At 54.6% G+C, this 18,170-nt stretch carries 16 protein-coding genes; 12 read left to right on the top strand and 4 right to left on the bottom strand.

Translation table 11 applies throughout. The annotated features are described in order from the left end of the window. Positions 1–78 precede the first annotated feature (78 nt). The 5 genes from budA to gcvP all read left to right on the top strand — a co-directional run bounded on the left by budA (position 79) and on the right by gcvP (position 7,888). Complete coding sequence (budA, locus tag LF929_RS17465; RefSeq protein ID WP_080647262.1) at positions 79–867, top strand: acetolactate decarboxylase; 789 nt, start codon at positions 79–81, stop codon at positions 865–867. A gap of 61 nt (positions 868–928) precedes the next feature. Then, on the top strand, positions 929–2,608 hold the full coding sequence (gene alsS / locus LF929_RS17460; protein ID WP_210175894.1) for an acetolactate synthase AlsS: 1,680 nt from the start codon (positions 929–931) through the stop codon (positions 2,606–2,608). Positions 2,609–3,325: 717 nt separating this feature from the next. Further along, a complete protein-coding gene (gene gcvT, locus LF929_RS17455; protein ID WP_210175895.1) occupies positions 3,326–4,426 on the top strand; it encodes a glycine cleavage system aminomethyltransferase GcvT in 1,101 nt (366 codons plus the stop codon). A gap of 31 nt (positions 4,427–4,457) precedes the next feature. Next, positions 4,458–4,865 (top strand): glycine cleavage system protein GcvH, encoded by a 408-nt coding sequence (gene gcvH, locus LF929_RS17450; RefSeq protein WP_016943572.1) that lies wholly within the window; start codon positions 4,458–4,460, stop codon positions 4,863–4,865. A gap of 149 nt (positions 4,866–5,014) precedes the next feature. Next, on the top strand, positions 5,015–7,888 hold the full coding sequence (gene gcvP, locus LF929_RS17445) for an aminomethyl-transferring glycine dehydrogenase (RefSeq protein WP_210175896.1): 2,874 nt from the start codon (positions 5,015–5,017) through the stop codon (positions 7,886–7,888). A gap of 79 nt (positions 7,889–7,967) precedes the next feature. On the opposite strand, the gene LF929_RS17440 is transcribed toward gcvP, so the two are convergent. Further along, a complete protein-coding gene (locus LF929_RS17440; protein WP_038907054.1) occupies positions 7,968–8,576 on the bottom strand; it encodes an HD domain-containing protein in 609 nt (202 codons plus the stop codon). Positions 8,577–8,788: 212 nt separating this feature from the next. On the opposite strand from LF929_RS17440, the gene LF929_RS17435 reads away from it, so the two are divergent. Next, positions 8,789–9,439 carry a hemolysin III family protein gene (locus LF929_RS17435; RefSeq protein WP_038903325.1) on the top strand — a complete coding sequence of 217 codons (651 nt, stop codon included), beginning with the start codon at positions 8,789–8,791 and terminating at the stop codon, positions 9,437–9,439. 214 nt (positions 9,440–9,653) lie between these two features. Further along, positions 9,654–10,112, top strand: a complete 459-nt coding sequence (gene tnpA / locus LF929_RS17430) for an IS200/IS605-like element IS1541D family transposase (RefSeq protein WP_033570971.1) — start codon at positions 9,654–9,656, stop codon at positions 10,110–10,112. A 120-nt stretch (positions 10,113–10,232) separates the two neighbouring features. Here the strand turns inward: tnpA and ygfZ are convergent, their stop codons facing one another. After that, entirely contained in the window at positions 10,233–11,213 is a 981-nt protein-coding gene (gene ygfZ / locus LF929_RS17425) for a tRNA-modifying protein YgfZ (protein ID WP_210174839.1), read from the bottom strand. 309 nt (positions 11,214–11,522) lie between these two features. Here ygfZ and sdhE point away from each other — a divergent pair, with 309 nt between their 5' ends. Beyond that, a complete protein-coding gene (gene sdhE / locus LF929_RS17420; protein ID WP_038909472.1) occupies positions 11,523–11,789 on the top strand; it encodes an FAD assembly factor SdhE in 267 nt (88 codons plus the stop codon). Continuing rightward, on the top strand, positions 11,770–12,201 hold the full coding sequence (locus LF929_RS17415) for a protein YgfX (protein ID WP_012883372.1): 432 nt from the start codon (positions 11,770–11,772) through the stop codon (positions 12,199–12,201). Before sdhE ends, LF929_RS17415 begins: the two co-directional genes overlap by 20 nt. An 88-nt stretch (positions 12,202–12,289) precedes the next feature. Here LF929_RS17415 and fldB read toward each other — a convergent pair whose 3' ends face one another. Further along, entirely contained in the window at positions 12,290–12,808 is a 519-nt protein-coding gene (gene fldB, locus LF929_RS17410; RefSeq protein ID WP_038903327.1) for a flavodoxin FldB, read from the bottom strand. 157 nt (positions 12,809–12,965) lie between these two features. Beyond that, positions 12,966–14,291, bottom strand: a complete 1,326-nt coding sequence (locus LF929_RS17405; RefSeq protein WP_038909473.1) for an MFS transporter — start codon at positions 14,289–14,291, stop codon at positions 12,966–12,968. 262 nt (positions 14,292–14,553) lie between these two features. On the opposite strand from LF929_RS17405, the gene xerD reads away from it, so the two are divergent. The 3 genes from xerD (at position 14,554) to recJ (ending at position 18,010) form a co-directional block, all read left to right on the top strand. Continuing rightward, complete coding sequence (gene xerD, locus LF929_RS17400) at positions 14,554–15,453, top strand: site-specific tyrosine recombinase XerD (RefSeq protein ID WP_210174840.1); 900 nt, start codon at positions 14,554–14,556, stop codon at positions 15,451–15,453. A gap of 86 nt (positions 15,454–15,539) precedes the next feature. Next, positions 15,540–16,256 (top strand): bifunctional protein-disulfide isomerase/oxidoreductase DsbC, encoded by a 717-nt coding sequence (gene dsbC, locus LF929_RS17395; RefSeq protein ID WP_038903329.1) that lies wholly within the window; start codon positions 15,540–15,542, stop codon positions 16,254–16,256. A gap of 23 nt (positions 16,257–16,279) precedes the next feature. Beyond that, a complete protein-coding gene (gene recJ / locus LF929_RS17390) occupies positions 16,280–18,010 on the top strand; it encodes a single-stranded-DNA-specific exonuclease RecJ (RefSeq protein ID WP_210174841.1) in 1,731 nt (576 codons plus the stop codon). Positions 18,011–18,170 lie beyond the last annotated feature (160 nt).

The following is an 18,170-nucleotide window of genomic DNA, read 5'->3' as shown; positions in this document are numbered from 1 at the left end:
ATTGGAACTTTGGTGTGACGGCGGTCAATATTCAAGTGAAAGGTTAAATAAATTTAAGTTGATCATCGTCGAAAGGGAATGGATATGAAAGATGTTAACTGTGTCGACCCGTGTGTCAGGGAACTGGCCAGCTTTGCACTTCATCATCAGGAACAGCATCCAGAATGCGTTATTTATCAGACCTCATTAATGAGTGGCCTTATTAATGGGGTTTACGAAGGTCACACCACCATGGAAGAACTTCTTAAACATGGCGATTTTGGATTAGGAACATTTAACAATCTCGATGGTGAGCTGGTGGCGCTCAATAGCCGCATCTTTCAGCTTCGTGAAGACGGTAGCGCACGTGCGGCGTTGCCGTACCAGAAAACCCCTTTCGCGGTAATGACCTTTTTCCGGCCGACGGAACAGATCCATTTCGGACAGACCATCGGCCGCGAAGCGATTCATCAGCGCATTAATGAATTGATTGCAACAGATAATCTGTTTTGTGCCCTGCGGATAGATGGCCGTTTTAGCCATGCAGAAACCCGTACGGTACCCCGCCAGGAACGACCTTATAAACCGATGCTGGAAGCGATTGCCCAACAACCGACGTTTCGTTTCGAACACTGTCAGGGCAGCGTAATCGGTTTCCGTAGTCCTGCCTATGTTCAGGGGATTAATGTGGCTGGTTATCATGAGCATTTCATCACCGACGATCGCAAAGGTGGTGGACATCTCCTTGATTATCAATTGGAAGAAGGCGTGTTGACCTTTGGCTCTATCGCGAAGCTGGTTATCGACCTTCCCCGTGACCGGGATTTTCTGAAAGCCAATTTATCCCCTGACGATCTCGATAGCGTCATTCACTCCGTAGAGAGCTGAGACATCGGGTAGGTGTAGGTACTGAAAGCACAAGCACACTGTTATGCAGAGGATAAACATTATGGAAAATATGGATGGTCAACAGCACTGGACGAGCGGTGCGGAGCTGATCGTAAAACATCTTGAGCAACAAGGCGTCAACTATGTCTTCGGCATTCCTGGTGCAAAAGTCGACCGCGTGTTTGATTCATTGGTGGACTCACCCATTCAGACCATTCCCGTCAGGCATGAAGCCAACGGCGCTTTTATGGCGGCGGCTGTCGGTCGCCTGACCGGTAAAGCCGGTGTGACGCTGGTGACCTCGGGGCCTGGCTGTTCGAATCTGGTGACCGGGCTGGCTACCGCGACAACCGAAGGCGACCCGATGGTGGCGCTGGGCGGCGCGGTAAAACGTGCCGACCGCCTGAAGCTGACCCACCAAAGCCTGGATACCGTTAGCCTGTTTCAGCCCGTGACCAAGTACAGTGCGGAAATCACCGTGTCGTCGGCGATTTCAGAAGTGATGGCCAACGCCTTTCGTGCCGCCGAATTTGGTCGTCCAGGGGCCGCGTTTATCAGCCTGCCGGAAGACATTGTTAACGAACCGGTTGATAGCCCTGTTCTGGCTCGAACCACGTTGCCGACCCTCAACAGTGCGCCGTATGCCGATGTCGAGCGGGTGGCCGGGCTTATCAAAAATGCCAGGAACCCGATCCTGTTGCTGGGGTTGATGGCCAGCCAGCCGAAAAATGCGCAGGCGTTGCGCCGGTTGCTGCATCACAGCGGCCTGCCGGTCACCAGTACTTATCAGGCGGCTGGGGTGATCGACCAACAGCACTTTGACCATTTTGCCGGGCGGGTTGGGCTGTTTAATAATCAGGCCGGCGACAAGCTGTTACAGCAGGCCGATCTTATCGTGACGGTGGGATACAGCCCGGTGGAGTATGCCCCGGCGTTGTGGAATACCGGTAAGGCGACGCTGGTGCACATTGATGTGTTGCCCGCTGAAGTGGAAAGCGCCTACCGCCCGGATGTGGAACTGGTGGGTGACATCAGCATCACCATCGATATGCTCAATGAGCAACTGACCTCACCGATTGTGCTGTCGTCAAAAGCTCAGGCAATTTTGGAAGAGCGCCGTCAGTTGCGTCATCAACTGGCGACCCGCGCGATTAACATGGACGGCTTTGCCATTCACCCGCTGCGGCTGGTGCGGGTCATGCAAGATCTGGTCAATAAAGATGTGACCTTGTGCGTGGACATGGGCAGCTTCCATATCTGGCTGGCGCGCTATCTTTATAGCTTCCGTGCCCGTCAGGTGTTGATGACGAATGGACAACAAACCATGGGGGTGGCATTGCCGTGGGCGATTGCTGCTGCGTTGGTCAATCCTGGTCAGAAGGTAGTATCCGTCTCGGGTGATGGCGGTTTCATGCAATCCAGTATGGAGCTGGAAACGGCGGTACGGCTGAAATCCAACATCCTGCATATTATCTGGGTGGATAACGCCTATAACATGGTGGAAATTCAGGAAGAGAAAAAGTATCACCGTGCTTCTGGCGTCAAGTTCGGGCCTATCGATTTCAAAGCCTATGCGGAAGCCTTCGGTGCCAAAGGGTTTGCCGTGGAATCGGCGGCTGAACTGGTGCCGAAACTCTGGCAGGCCATGGACGTCGACGGCCCGGCGGTTATCGCCATTCCGGTGGATTATTCCGACAACCATTACCTGATGGAGAACGTCAACATCAGCCACCTGATTTAAGACGTCGTATCGTCAGTTATTCAGGCCCTGTCATCCTACCTGCTGCAGGGTTTGCAGCCTTTTTGAGTGTGATTCGCTCATGATGCTCCACGCGTCCTGAAGCCCCGAGATAGGGTGCTTCGCGTCCCCCACTGTGTTTCACACGGTCGGGAACGCCGTCCGAGAGTGGCAGGACGCGCGTTTTTTCGCCTTATCTGTTATGTCTTGCATTGAAATATCCCACCGTTGGTGATGGTCTGACGTGATCATCCACATTCTGTATCTGTCACCTTCTCGCGCTCGCCAGTAACCGCATCAGGTTGTCGTTGACGGGAAGATGTCCACGATGGCGATCACAAACTCAGCCTGTGCATGCGATGATTGAGGGCACCTCTATTGCCTGAAATAATCTAATTTTAGGGTTTTTTCGCATTACTTTATCTAATTCATGTGGTGAATTCTGATTCTGATATCACACCATGAAATCATTTTTTAATAATTATATATGCCAATTTTATTAATTTAATTGGATTTAAATTTCACTTAATTAATAATTTTTGGTTTTATATATTTTTCTTTGGTTTTGTGAATAAGGTGAGGTTCTGTCTTTTTATATAGATAAACTTATGGTTGTGGGAGTGGTGGAACGTCGACTTCAGTGGTAAGTTCAGGTACAGGATAAACGTTTGCGTCGTGAGGTCTGGCGTCACAACGCACGGCTAACGTAGAGAGAAAAAAATGGCAAACCACACCCCGTTATATGAACAGCATCTGGCCGATGGCGCCAAAATGGTGGATTTTCATGGCTGGATGATGCCGCTGCATTATGGCTCCCAACTGGATGAACATCATATTGTACGCAGCAGTGCTGGCATGTTTGATGTGTCGCACATGACTATCGTGGATTTGCGCGGTGCCCGTGTCCGCGAATTTTTGCGTCACCTGTTGGCGAATGACGTTGCCAAACTGACCCAGCCCGGCAAGGCGCTCTATACCGCGATGCTGACGCCGTCTGCTGGCGTGATCGACGATTTAATCGTGTATTTCCAGACCGAAGATTATTTCCGGCTGGTGGTGAACTCCGCCACGCGCGAGAAAGATTTGGCCTGGATTACCGAGCATGCCGCTTCCTTCCAGGTTGCGATTACCGAACGCGAAGACCTGTCGCTGATTGCGGTGCAAGGGCCGCAGGCACAGGAGAAAGTGCGTAGCCTGCTCAGTGATGCACAGCGTGACATCATTGCTGGCATGAAGCCTTTCTTTGGTTTGCAGGCGGGCGACCTTTTTATCGCCACCACTGGCTATACTGGCGAAGCAGGCTATGAAATTGCGTTGCCGCAGGAACTCGCGGTCAACTTCTGGCAACAATTGCTGGCTGTTGGCGTAAAACCCTGTGGGCTGGGCGCACGTGACACGTTGCGTCTGGAAGCGGGCATGAACCTGTACGGTCAGGATATGGATGAAACCATCTCTCCACTGGCGGCCAACATGGGCTGGACTATTGCCTGGCAGCCGGAAGATCGTCAGTTTATCGGCCGTGAGGCGCTTGAACGTCAGCGTTCTGAAGGCACTGAACAGTTGGTTGGTTTGGTGATGACGGAAAAAGGCGTGCTGCGTCACGGTCAACCCGTTCGCTTTACCGATAATCATGGCGTGATGCAGGAAGGGGTGATCACCAGCGGGTCGTTTTCGCCTACGCTGGGCGTCAGCATTGCGCTGGCCCGTGTGCCCGCCGGTATCGGCGAGCAGGCAATCGTGCAGATTCGCAATCGTGAGATGCCGGTGCACGTGACCAAACCGAATTTCGTCCGGGCAGGCAAAGCGCTGGTTCAGTTTTAATTTTTGGCATTAATGGAAGGAGAAGGTGGCAATGAGCAATGTTCCGGCAGAACTGAAGTATTCCTCATCCCATGAGTGGGTGATGGCGGAAGGCAATGGCGTTTACAGCGTGGGTATCACCGAGCATGCCCAGGAATTGCTGGGTGATATGGTGTTTGTCGATCTGCCGGAAGTCGGCAGTACGGTGAATGCTGGCGACGACTGCGCGGTCGCAGAATCCGTCAAGGCCGCGTCGGATATCTACGCGCCGATCAGCGGTGAAATCGTGGAGATCAACGAAGAGCTGGAAGGCGCACCGGAATTGGTGAACAGCGCGCCTTACGCTGAAGGCTGGTTGTTCCGCATCAAAGCCTCTGACGAAGCCGAATTGAACGAACTGCTTGATGCCGCCGGTTATCAGGCACTGCTGGAAGAAGAAGACAGCGACGAAGAAGAATAAGCCTGACGCCCCGTTTGCTTCCCGCAACGGGGCGTTTTTATGGTCCGCCTGGTTTTGCTATTGGTTTGTTTTGTGAATGGTTTGCTTGTTTTTCTGAATTAGTTAATTGCGCTGCACATCACTGTGCCAAATGCAGGAAATTCCCCCACATGACCCAGACTCTCAGTCAACTCGAACACGGCAGTGCGTTCACCGAGCGCCACATCGGCCCGTCAGTTGTTCAGCAACAACAGATGCTGACCGCCATTGGCGCGGCTTCGCTGGACGAACTTATCCGTCACATCGTACCTGCTGATATCCAGTTACCTCAGCCGCCAGCGGTGGGCGACGCCGCCACCGAATATCAGGCGCTGGCCGAACTCAAAGCCATCGCCAGCCGCAACCAGCGCTATAAGAGCTATATCGGCATGGGGTATCACGCCGTGCTGACGCCGCCGGTGATTTTGCGCAACGTACTGGAAAACCCAGGTTGGTATACCGCGTATACGCCGTACCAGCCGGAAGTATCGCAGGGGCGTCTGGAAGCGTTGCTGAATTTCCAGCAATTGACACAGGACCTGACCGGGCTGGAGCTGGCTTCCGCTTCGTTACTGGATGAAGCGACCGCTGCTGCGGAAGCGATGGCGATGGCTAAACGTGTTAGCAAGCTCAAGCAGGCCAATCGTTTCTTTGTCGCCGACGATGTCCACCCACAGACGCTGGATGTGGTGCGTACCCGTGCTCAGACCTTTGGTTTTGAGATAGTGACCGGCAACGCCGCTGAGGCGGTGAAATACGACGACGTTTTTGGCGTGTTGTTGCAACAGACAGGCACCACCGGCGAGTTGCACGACTATCGCGCGTTGATGACCGAGTTGAAAGAGCGCAAAGTCATCATCAGTGTGGTGTCGGACATGATGGCGCTGGTGCTGCTGGCGGCACCCGGCAAACAGGGCGCGGACATTGTGTTGGGCTCTGCCCAGCGTTTTGGTGTCCCGATGGGGTACGGCGGTCCGCACGCGGCCTTTTTCGCCTGTCGTGATGAATATAAACGTGCGATGCCGGGCCGTATTATCGGTGTTTCCCGCGATGCGGCCGGTAACACCGCGCTGCGTATGGCAATGCAGACCCGTGAACAACATATCCGCCGGGAAAAAGCCAACTCCAATATCTGTACCTCTCAGGTGCTGCTGGCCAACATTGCCGGGATGTACGCGGTGTATCACGGTCCGCAGGGGCTGAAACGCATTGCCGGGCGTATCCACCGTTTGACGGATATTTTGGCCGCCGGTCTGACGGCGCGCGGTCTGACGCTGCGTCATCAACACTGGTTCGATACCCTGACCGTCGAGGTCGCGGATAAAGCGGCCGTACTGGGGCGTGCGGTGAGCGCCGGTATCAACCTGCGCGCCGATCTGGATGGCGCGGTTGGCATCGCATTGGATGAAACCACCGGTCGTGATGACGTTCTGGCGTTGTTCGCTGTCTTGCTGGGGGACGCGCATGGTCTGGACATCGACACACTGGATGCGGCGGTCAGCGGGCAGTCGGCGTCGATCCCCTCAGCCTTGTTGCGCAGTGACGATATCCTGACTCACCCGGTGTTCAATCAATACCACAGCGAAACCGAGATGATGCGTTATCTGCACCGTCTGGAAAGCAAGGATCTGGCGCTGAATCAGGCGATGATCCCGCTCGGTTCCTGCACCATGAAACTCAACGCGGTGGCAGAAATGTTGCCGATCACCTGGCCGGAATTTGCTGAGCTGCACCCATTCTGCCCCACTGAACAGGCGCTGGGGTATCGCCAACTGATCACGCAGTTGTCCGAGTGGCTGGTGCAACTGACCGGCTATGACGCGGTGTGCATGCAGCCCAACTCCGGTGCGCAGGGCGAATACGCTGGTTTGCTGGCTATCCGTCGCTATCACGAAAGCCGCAATGAAGGCGAGCGTACCCTGTGTCTGATCCCGAGTTCCGCCCACGGCACCAACCCGGCTTCCGCACAGATGGCGGGGATGCAGGTGGTGGTGGTGGCCTGTGATAAACAGGGGAACATCGACCTGCACGACCTGCGGGAAAAAGCACAGCAGGCGGGGGATAAGCTCTCCTGCATCATGGTGACGTACCCGTCTACCCACGGCGTGTATGAAGAAACCATCCGTGAAGTGTGCCAGATTGTCCACCAGTACGGCGGTCAGGTGTATCTGGATGGTGCCAACATGAACGCGCAGGTTGGGATTACCTCGCCGGGTTACATCGGCGCTGACGTGTCGCACCTTAACCTGCACAAGACCTTCTGCATTCCCCACGGTGGTGGTGGCCCGGGCATGGGGCCTATCGGCGTGAAAGCGCATCTGGCACCGTTCGTGCCGGGCCATCAGGTGGTGGAAATGGACGGCGTGCTGACTCGTCAGGGGGCGGTTGCCGCTGCGCCGTTCGGTAGCGCCTCTATCCTGCCGATCAGTTGGATGTATATCCGTATGATGGGGGCAGAGGGGCTGAAGCAGGCCAGCCAGATGGCGATTTTGAACGCTAACTATGTGGCGACGCGTCTGAAAGACGCCTACCCGGTGTTGTACACCGGCCGTGATGGTCGCGTAGCGCACGAGTGCATTCTGGACATTCGGCCGCTGAAAGACAGCACTGGCATCAGCGAGATGGATATCGCCAAACGTTTGATTGACTATGGATTCCATGCGCCGACGATGTCGTTCCCGGTCGCAGGTACACTGATGATCGAACCGACCGAGTCAGAAAGCAAAGTGGAGCTGGACCGCTTCATCGACGCAATGCTGGCGATCCGCGCGGAGGTAGACCGTGTTGCTGCCGGTGAATGGCCGCATGACGATAACCCACTGATGAACGCACCGCATACCCAGACCGAACTGGCGGCTGACTGGTCGCATCCGTACAGCCGTGAACTGGCGGTATTCCCGGCCGGGCAGACCCACAAGTACTGGCCTGCGGTAAAACGTCTGGATGACGTCTACGGTGACCGTAACCTGTTCTGTTCCTGCGTGCCGATGAGCGAGTACCAGTAAAGGCAAGTCTTGTTGTGAATAACCGGGGGGCGTGAGCCTCCCGTTTTTCGTTATGCCGGTTCTTGATGAGCGCGGCAGATTACTTCAGCCAGCCTTTCGCCTGTGCATCCTCCAGATGCTGTTTCAGATAACCCCACAGCGCCGGATTAATATCCTGGATAAAATCGTTACGGCTCAACACCTGTTCCAGTCGAATGCCGTGTTCTACCCAGCTCTGCCCGCCGTTGTGCAGGTTCATCAGTACTGGCATAACGCGGTCGATCATCAAGGCAAAGCGAGCTTCTGCACTGTCACCGGCCTCGTATTCGTGCCAGAGCGCCAGAAACTGGTCATGTTGTGGTTGCGGTAGCAGACCAAAAATACGTGTGGCGGCCGCCTGTTCCTGTTGCTGAATAGCTTCGCGGGCTTTGAGGTCGTAAACCAGTACGTCACCGGCATCAATCTCCACGATATCGTGAATCAACGCCATTTTGAGTACGCGGGTGATATCGATAGTGTCATCGGCATACGGTGCCAGGCTCATCACGGCGACGGCAAAATGCCAACTGTGTTCTGCGGAGTCTTCCTGACGGTCAGTGCCGATTACCTTGGAACGGCGCTGAACACTCTTGAGTTTGTCGATTTCCATCAGAAATTTGACGACATCGGTCATGGGGCCGAAATCCAGTACGGGTAAAGCAGATGACATCCGTTAACCTCCTGTAATAAAGAGCGGTCATTGTAGGAGATATAGGGGGCGATGAACATGCAAGAATATCCCCCCGATGCAACGGATTTTTATTTTAGCGTACAGGTGTACACTGGAAAGGTTCTCAGTTAATCTGCTCAAAACTTGCTCGGCGCGACAGTCTGTGTGTCGCAGTTACACAGAGTGAGGTAGGTATGGGACACGAGGTTGGCATGAAGAAAAATGTGGGGGAACCCGGGTATGCGCTGGCGGAAGAAATCGCCAACAGCATTAGCCATGGAATCGGTTGTGTGTTTGGGATCGTTGGGCTGGTGTTGCTGCTGGTTCAGGCAGTGAACAACGGTGCCACGTCTTTAGCCATTACCAGCTACAGTCTCTATGGCGGTAGCCTTATCTTATTATTTCTTGCATCCACGCTGTATCACGCCATTCCGCATCAACGCGCAAAACGCTGGCTAAAGATATTTGACCATTGCGCCATCTATCTGTTGATTGCCGGAACCTATACCCCGTTTCTGTTAGTGGGGCTGGATTCACCGCTGGCGCGAGGATTGATGATCGCCATCTGGAGTCTGGCGCTACTGGGCGTCATTTTCAAACTGGCGTTTGCACACCGCTTCGAAGTGTTATCACTGATTACGTACCTGGTGATGGGATGGCTATCGCTGATTGTGGTTTACCAACTGGCGATGAAGCTGTCCATCGGTGGGGTGACTCTGCTGGCGATAGGGGGAGCGATATATACGCTGGGCGTGGTGTTTTATGTCTGCAAGCGGATTCCGTTCAATCACGCTATCTGGCACGGGTTTGTCTTAGGCGGTAGCGTATGCCATTTTCTGGCCATTTACCTGTATGTGGGGTAACGGCGCGGTAAGTGCGGTGAATTGATGTTGAAGTTGATAATCTCAGGGAGCGGTAGCTCCCTGAGCTTTTTGTCTATAGAAAACCCCCAGCTAGGCTGGGGGTTCCGTAAAGCTTCCAGCTTTGGGGCGGATATAAAAACCCCTTTTGATTTGTTAAAACACCTTGCGGTCTGGCAACTGCAATGGTCAAACAAGAAATCAAAAGGGGGTCCCAATGGGGGACGAAAAGAGCTTAGCGCACACTCGCTGGAACTGTAAATATCACATAGTTTTCGCACCCAAATACCGAAGACAGGTCTTCTACGGTGAGAAACGGCGTGTAGTAGGGAGTATCTTAAGAAAGCTGTGTGAATGGAAAAATGTGCAGATTCTGGAAGCAGAGTGCTGTGCTGATCACATACATATGCTTGTGGAGATCCCGCCGAAGATGAGTGTATCGAGCTTCATGGGGTATCTGAAAGGCAAAAGTAGCCTGATGCTCTATGAACAATTTGGTGATCTGAAATTCAAATATAGGAACAGGGAGTTTTGGTGCCGAGGGTATTATGTAGATACGGTGGGTAAAAATACATCGAAGATCCGGGACTACATAAAGCACCAACTGGAGCAGGATAAACTGGGCGAGCAGTTATCAATCCCATATCCAGGTAGCCCGTTTACGGGCCGTAAGTAACGGATTTGGATGCAAATGTCAGATTGCGATGCGCCTGTTAGGGCGCGGCTGGTAACAGAGCCTTATAGGCGCATATGAAAAACCTCCGGCTATGCCGGAGGATATTTATTACCGTATCGATTATTCTGCGAGAGAATAAGGCAGCGGCTGAATCGCAAGCTGGCTGCTGTTATCGTCGCGAACCCGCAGTACGCTGTCTGCGTCCAGATCGTTATTTAATACTGCCTGAACCCACAGCGTGCCGTCATGCAACTGGCTGCTCGCCAGTACCGTACCGGTGCGCCGCCAGTTATCACCCAGTTTCAGTTCCAGCTCATCACCCACCGCAGGTGTCTGTGCGCCAGAGCCAGCCAGCCAGTACAGTGCGCGTTTATTGGCACCACGGTATTTGGCTCGGGCGACCATTTCCTGACCGGCATAGCATCCTTTGGTGAAGCTAATGCCTTGTAGCGCTTGTAAATTGGTGGCCTGCGGAATGAACTGCGCACTGTTAGTACTGTCAATGACGGGGCGGCCCGCTTCTATCTCCAGCGCCAGCCACTGGCGGCTATCATTGAGCGTAATCTGTGCTTGCAGTGCGTCGATAACAGCTGTGGCACGTTGTGCATCCAGCACCAACACGAAACGCTCGGCAGGCTGTGACAGATGCACGAGCGTTGCGCCGGGTTGGTGTACGACGGCGTTATCGGTATCGGGCAGGGTATCAAACAGCGCCGCCAGATGATGACGGATGTTGTCACCAGCGGCACCCAGCAACACGACGCTGTCGTCAGCCGTCAGGGTGGTTTTGGAGAACACCGCGTATTTTTTCAGCTCCGTCAGTTGAGAATCGCGTACACTACGGCGCTCCAGATAAGCCAGTCCATCGCCATAATGGAATAAGTGTACCGTGCTCCACATTTTTCCCTTGGCGTCACAGTGAGCACACAGTATCTGCTCACCGGCCTGTAGCGCATTAACGTCAGCCGTGAGTTGCCCCTGAAGGTATTTGACGGTGTCTGGCCCGGTGAGGGTAACCAGCGCCCAGTCGTCCAGCGACATCAGGGTGGCGGGGAGATGAGCAGAAGAAAACAGCGGTTGTTCGGTAAACGGATGAGCCATATTACAATCCTGCGATGCGTAATGTCAGCGAATCATCCAATGGTAAAAGAGCGACAACGGTTTGCAAGCAGTTTAGGCTGTGTTCTGCCATCCGGTCGCTGATTAGCGCGTCTGGTAACATGAATCAGCAAAATGGCGCGAATCGTGCGATACGCAAGGTCGCGGTAAAATAGTACAGGCGCTGATACGCGAAAATATGTCAAAGTGTTACTATTGGTTGAAGGGCATCAGGTAGAATAGCTGTACACTGGCGGTCGTTATCGACCCGCACGGATAACCAGACAGAACAGAGAAGCAGGCGACATGAACATGGACATCAATAACAAAGCACGTATTCACTGGGCGTGCAGGCGTGGAATGCGCGAACTGGACATCTCCATCATGCCGTTTTTCGAGCATGAGTACGATGCGCTGAGCGACGACGACAAGCAGCAGTTTATTCGTCTGCTGCAGTGTGACGATCCCGACCTGTTTAATTGGTTGATGAACCACGGCGAGCCGGGTGATCCCGGTTTGAAGCGGATGGTTTCCCTTATTCAGACGCGAAATAAAGATCGTGGCCCAGTGGCAATGTGATTTACGCGTATCCTGGCGTATGCAGTTGTTTTCGCTGCTGACGCACGGATTTCTAATGCTGATGATCCTGCTGGCTCCCTGGCCGGACGGCTACGCACCGCTGTGGCTCGGGTTAGTGACGCTGGTCGTGTTTGACTTTGTGCGTAGCCAGCGAAGCATCAAATCGCGCCAGGGGGAGATTTCCCTGCGTGGCGATAACCAACTGCACTGGCAGCAACGTGACTGGCAGATTGTCCGGCGACCGTGGTTTATGCGCAACGGCGTATTGTTATCGCTACGTGCGGTGGATGGTAAAGGGCAACAGCGTTTGTGGCTGGCGTCAGACAGTATGGGGAGTGAGGAATGGCGGCTGTTACGTCAACAACTGCAGCAGCCTGCGCTGCATGGAACGGAATCTTCCCGCCATCATTAACGGGCGAACGGTATTCGTGCGATTCAGGCGTGCCAGACACGCCTGAATGCTCATCTGGACTGATGACATCAAATAGCGCGACAGCGCGTCAAAGTAACTCTGCCATTTCCAGCAGGATTTGTTCGCACCATTGCTGAAGACGATCATCGCTCATGTCGTACTGGTTTACCTCATCCAGCGCCAGGCCAACAAAGTGCTTACCGTCTTCGGTGACGGGTTTGGGGCTGGTGAAATCGTAACCCGCCGTTGGCCAGTAGCCAATAAAGCGCACACCTAATGGTTTGAGCTGGTCATGCAACATGCCGAGCGCATCCAAAAACCATTCGCCATACCCTAACTGGTCACCCATACCGTAGAGCGCGACAATTTTTCCATTCAGATTCAATGTTGGCAATTGCGCCCAGATGGCTTCCCAGTCTTCCTGTATCTCACCAAAGTCCCAGGTGGGGATGCCAAGGATCAGCATCTCGTAGTGTTCCATCTCCTGCGGCGCAACGTCTTTCACGTTATGCAGGTCAACCAGTTCCTCACCCAGAATGTCGCGGATTTTCTCTGCTGCCATTTCGGTGTAGCAGGTGCTGGTGCCGTAAAAAAGTCCTATCTTCATAAGTTGTCTGATCGTGATTGCATCAATAAAAGGCGATATTGCTGTGCGCTTAGCCTAACGGAATAACCTGGGAGCGTACAGGGTGGGGCGGAAGATGAGAGGACGGTAAGCAAGAAAGCAGGGATGAAAGCAAGCAACGCCTTCATCCCTGTAAGACTTAACCGAGAGACTGGTGACGGGTTTCTTTTGTCAGCAGCAGTGCAATCAGAGTCAGCGAGGCCATGGCGGCGAGGTAAACACCGACATAGAACAGCCCATAATGGCTGGTCAGCCAGGCGGCGATATACGGCGCTACGGATGCCCCCAGAATCGAGGACACATTGTAGGAAAACGAGGCACCGGTATAGCGCACTTCAGTGGGGAACAGTTCTGGCAACAGCGCGCCCATCGGGCCGAAGGTCAGCCCCATCAGGCTCAGGCCGCAGACCAGAAAGGCCATAATCAGCATCTGGTTACCAGAACCCAGCAGCGACGGGAACGCCATCGCGAAGACCAGCATAATGCAGGTCACGGTGATCATGGTCTTGCGACGACCGACGACGTCGGCCAGATAGCCTGCCACCGGGATCATCAGACCAAAACCGATGACCGCCATCATCAGCATCCACAGGAAGTTATTACGTGGAATGCCAAGCCCAGCCGGTGCTGGGGTAGTGCCGTAGGTCATGGAGTAGACGGTCATGATGTAAAATAGGGTATACGTTGCCAGCATAATGAAGGTGCCCAAAACAGTGGCTTTCACATGCTTGCTCAGCAGGGTACCCAACGGTATACGTACCTGTTTCCCTTCTTTGGCGACTTTGGCAAACACCGGTGTTTCGTGCAAAGACACACGCACATACAGGCCGATAATCACCAGCACCGCCGAGGCGATGAACGGCACACGCCATCCCCAACTCATGAACTGCTCGTTAGTGAGCATCCAGGACAGCAGCAGGAAAGTACCGTTAGCGAAGAAGAAGCCGATGGGCGCACCCAACTGCGGGAATGAACCGTACAACGCGCGTTTGTGGGCAGGTGCGTTTTCGGTTGCCAGCAGCGCCGCGCCGCCCCATTCGCCACCGAGACCCAGCCCCTGACCGAAACGGGCCAGCGCCAGCAGCAGTGGTGCCAGTACGCCGATGGTTTCATAGCTCGGCAGCAAGCCGATTAAGACGGTGGAGATCCCCATGGTCAGCAGCGAGGCGACCAGCGTCACTTTACGCCCGACACGATCACCAAAGTGACCGAATAGCGCAGAACCGATAGGCCGGGCAACAAATGCGATGGCGAAGGTCGCCAGCGATTGTAGCGTAGCGGCGGTCGCATCCCCCTGCGGGAAAAAGATGTGCGGAAATATCAGCACGGCAGCGGTAGCATAAATGTAAAAATCAAAGAATTCGATGGCGGTACCGATCAACGAGGCGACCACCACCTTATTGCGCGAGTTGACTGGCGCTTCTGGTGCTTGAGTATCAATAGTGGATGAGATGGAGGCTTGCATAATTTTTTTGCTTTTTTGTAACACACGGACGCGCATTCTATGCATAGAAAAAGTTCTTTTCAAACCACTGCGGCGGATGAAGTCAAGCCTTGTGGTAACAGCATTCCGTGATCTGCATCAATAAGAAAATATAATCCCTTTCATGCTTCGTTTTGCCACAGGATGTGATGAAGTTGAGAATGATTACCGAATTGTACCCCGAACATACTCTGTCAGGCATAATGGCGGGAGAGTATGGTCTGCGGCATGGCAGGAGAGAGTAATGCAGAAGCAGGATCAGGCCTTAATCGAGCAGTTTCTGGATGCCTTGTGGCTGGAGCGCAACCTGGCGGAAAATACATTGTCGTCCTATCGCAATGATCTGTCCTCGCTGGCGGAGTGGCTGGCGCACCATGACCGTCATCTGCTGGAGGCGCAGCCGTCTGACCTACAGGATTTTCTGGCTGAGCGACTGGAGGGCGGTTACAAGGCCACCAGTTCAGCGCGTTTGCTGAGCGCAATGCGGCGCTTTTTTCAGTATCTGTACCGGGAAAAGCAACGAGCAGATGACCCGAGTGCGCCGTTGTCTTCTCCTAAATTGCCGCAGCGATTACCGAAGGATCTCACTGAAGCGCAGGTGGAAGCGCTGCTGGCGGCACCGGTTACCGATCAGCCGATCGAACTGCGGGATAAGGCAATGCTGGAATTGCTGTACGCGACTGGTCTGCGTGTATCGGAACTGGTGGGGCTGACGATGAGCGATGTCAGTCTGCGCCAGGGGGTGGTGCGCGTCGTGGGGAAAGGCAACAAGGAGCGACTGGTGCCGCTCGGGGAAGAGGCGGTGTACTGGCTGGAGCAGTATCTGGAGTACAGCCGTCCCTGGTTGCTAAACGGGCAGACGCTGGATGTGTTGTTTCCGAGTAACCGTGCCCAGCAGATGACGCGCCAGACGTTCTGGCACCGTATCAAGCACTATGCGACACTGGCATCTATTGACAGCAATAAACTTTCTCCGCATGTTTTGCGTCATGCCTTTGCAACCCACCTGCTGAATCACGGTGCGGATTTGCGAGTGGTGCAGATGTTGTTGGGCCACAGCGATCTTTCCACCACGCAGATTTATACCCACGTTGCGACGGAGCGGTTGAAACAACTGCATCAACAGCACCATCCCCGGGCATGATGCCTCTGGGTCGATAGGATGATAATGGCGGTTTCCGCCTATAATGGATAAGCGCGGCGCTTGCGCCCTGAGAACAGGATAACTCCATGAAAAAACGTGTAATACTCCTTTCGTTGCTGACGCTGGCTTTCGGCAACATGGCACACGCGGATGACGCCGCGATTAAGCAGACGCTTAACCGTTTGGGAATGCAGAACGCGGAAGTGAAAGATTCTCCCATCAGCGGAATGAAAACCCTGCTGACGGAGAATGGCGTGCTTTACATCACCGACGACGGTAAACACCTGTTGCAGGGTCCACTGTATGACGTCAGCGGTAAGGATCCGGTGAATGTCACCAATCATATTCTGAATGATCGTCTGAATGCCCTGAAAGACCAGATGATCGTTTATAAGGCACCACAGGAGAAACACGTCATCACCGTGTTTACCGACATCACCTGCGGCTACTGCCACAAACTGCATGAGCAGATCAAAGATTACAACGCGCTGGGTATTACCGTGCGTTATCTGGCTTTCCCTCGCCAGGGCATGAACTCTCAGGCAGCGAAAGACATGCAATCCATCTGGTGCGTCGCGGATCGCAACAAGGCGTTTGATGCGGCCATGAAAGGGGATGATGTCTCGCCTGCAACCTGTAAAACGGATATCGGCGCGCACTACCAACTGGGTGTGCTGTTTGGCGTGCAGGGGACACCGGCTGTCGTATTGAGTGACGGCACGGTGGTGCCGGGGTATCAGCCGCCTAAAGAAATGATGGCTATGCTGGAAGCGCACAAAGCCTCGCTGAAATCAGGCGGCTAATTGAATCGAGTGGTTAATCAAGCGTGAATGTTGTTACCCAACTCCGTCGCCGTCCGGTGACGGAGACGGAGTTACCTGACTCCCTCCCGGCACTATTACGTCGTTTATACGCCCAGCGCGGTGTGAGACAGGCGCAGGAACTGGAGCGCAGTCTGCGCGGGCTGCTGGATTATCGTCTGCTGAGCGGTATTTCTCAGGCCGTCGACGTGTTGTGTCGGGCGCTGGCGGAAGCGCGCCGCATTGTGATTGTCGGTGATTTTGACGCTGACGGTGCCACCAGTACCGCGTTGACGGTGCTGGCGCTGCGCAGTATGGGAGGGCGAGAGGTTCAGTATCTGGTGCCCAACCGCTTCGAAGATGGGTATGGGCTCAGTCCCGAAGTGGTCGCTCAGGCGGCTGCCAAAGGGGCGGAGTTGATCGTCACCGTCGATAACGGCATTTCGTCCCACGCTGGGGTGGATGATGCGCACCGGCGAGGTATCGAGGTGGTGGTGACTGACCACCATTTGCCGGGGGACACCCTGCCAGCGGCAGAGGCGATGGTGAATCCTAATCTGGTGGATTGTGCGTTTCCGTCGAAGGCGTTAGCCGGCGTGGGCGTGGCGTTCTACCTGATGATGGCGTTGCGGGCTCGCCTGCGTGAGTCTGGCTGGTTTACTGAACGCGGGCTGGCCGAGCCTAATCTGGCGGAATTGCTGGATTTGGTGGCGTTGGGGACGGTGGCGGATGTGGTACCGCTGGACGCCAATAACCGTATTCTGGTCGCACAGGGACTGAGCCGTATCCGGGCCGGGAAATGTCGGCCGGGGATCCGCGCCTTGCTGGAAGTCTCTAACCGCGATGCCGCCCAACTGGTAGCCAGTGATTTGGGCTTTGCGCTCGGGCCGCGCCTGAATGCTGCCGGTCGACTGGACGATATGTCCGTCGGGGTTGAACTGTTGTTGTGCCATGACATCGTGCAGGCGCGGATGCTGGCCAGCGATCTGGATGCGCTCAACCAAAGTCGCCGTGAGATTGAAGCGGGGATGCAGGTAGAAGCGTTGCAGTTGTGCGAACAACTGGAGCGTAGCCGCGATACGTTGCCGCTGGGGCTGGCGATGTACCACCCGGATTGGCATCAGGGCGTGGTGGGCATTCTGGCGTCGCGCATCAAAGAGCGTTTTCACCGCCCGGTCATTGCGTTTGCACCGGCAGGCGACGGCATTCTGAAAGGCTCCGGGCGCTCTATCGCCGGGTTGCACTTGCGTGACGCGCTGGAGCGACTGGATACCTGTTATCCCGGCCTGATGCTGAAGTTTGGCGGTCATGCGATGGCGGCGGGATTGTCACTGGCCGAAGATCGCTTTGACGAGTTTCGCCAGCGTTTTGCCGATCTGGTTGGCGAGTGGCTGGATGCTTCACAGCTCGAAGGCGTGGTGTGGTCAGATGGCGAATTAGCCGTGCCTGAGTTGTCGCTTGGCACCGCTGAAATGCTGCGTGAGGCCGGGCCGTGGGGGCAGGCTTTTCCTGAGCCACTTTTCGATGGCCGTTTTCGCCTGTTGCAACAACGGCTGGTTGGTGAACGCCATCTCAAGGTCATGGTGGAGCCGCTGGGTGGCGGCCCGCTGTTGGATGGCATCGCGTTTAATGTGGATACCGTGCTGTGGCCTGACAGCAGCGTGCGTGAAGTCGAACTGGCTTATAAACTGGACGTTAACGAATTCCGCGGCAAACGCTCGGTACAACTGCTGATAGAGCACCTGTGGCCGCTGTAGCGTACAGATGCTGAAATCGACGCCGGGTTTTCCCGGCGTTTTCTTTTCACCCGGCGGGACATCCCGCTAAAATCGGTAACCCGCTAAAATCGGTAAAAAGCTATAAACCACGGCGTGGATCCGCTACAATTCGCGGTTTACATGCATTCTGTCATCGACA

It is taken from the genome of Dickeya oryzae, assembly GCF_020406815.2.
GTDB classification, from domain to species: domain Bacteria; phylum Pseudomonadota; class Gammaproteobacteria; order Enterobacterales; family Enterobacteriaceae; genus Dickeya; species Dickeya oryzae.
Note: the sequence above shows the minus strand (reverse complement) of the source record. Positions and strands in the feature narration are given on the sequence as shown.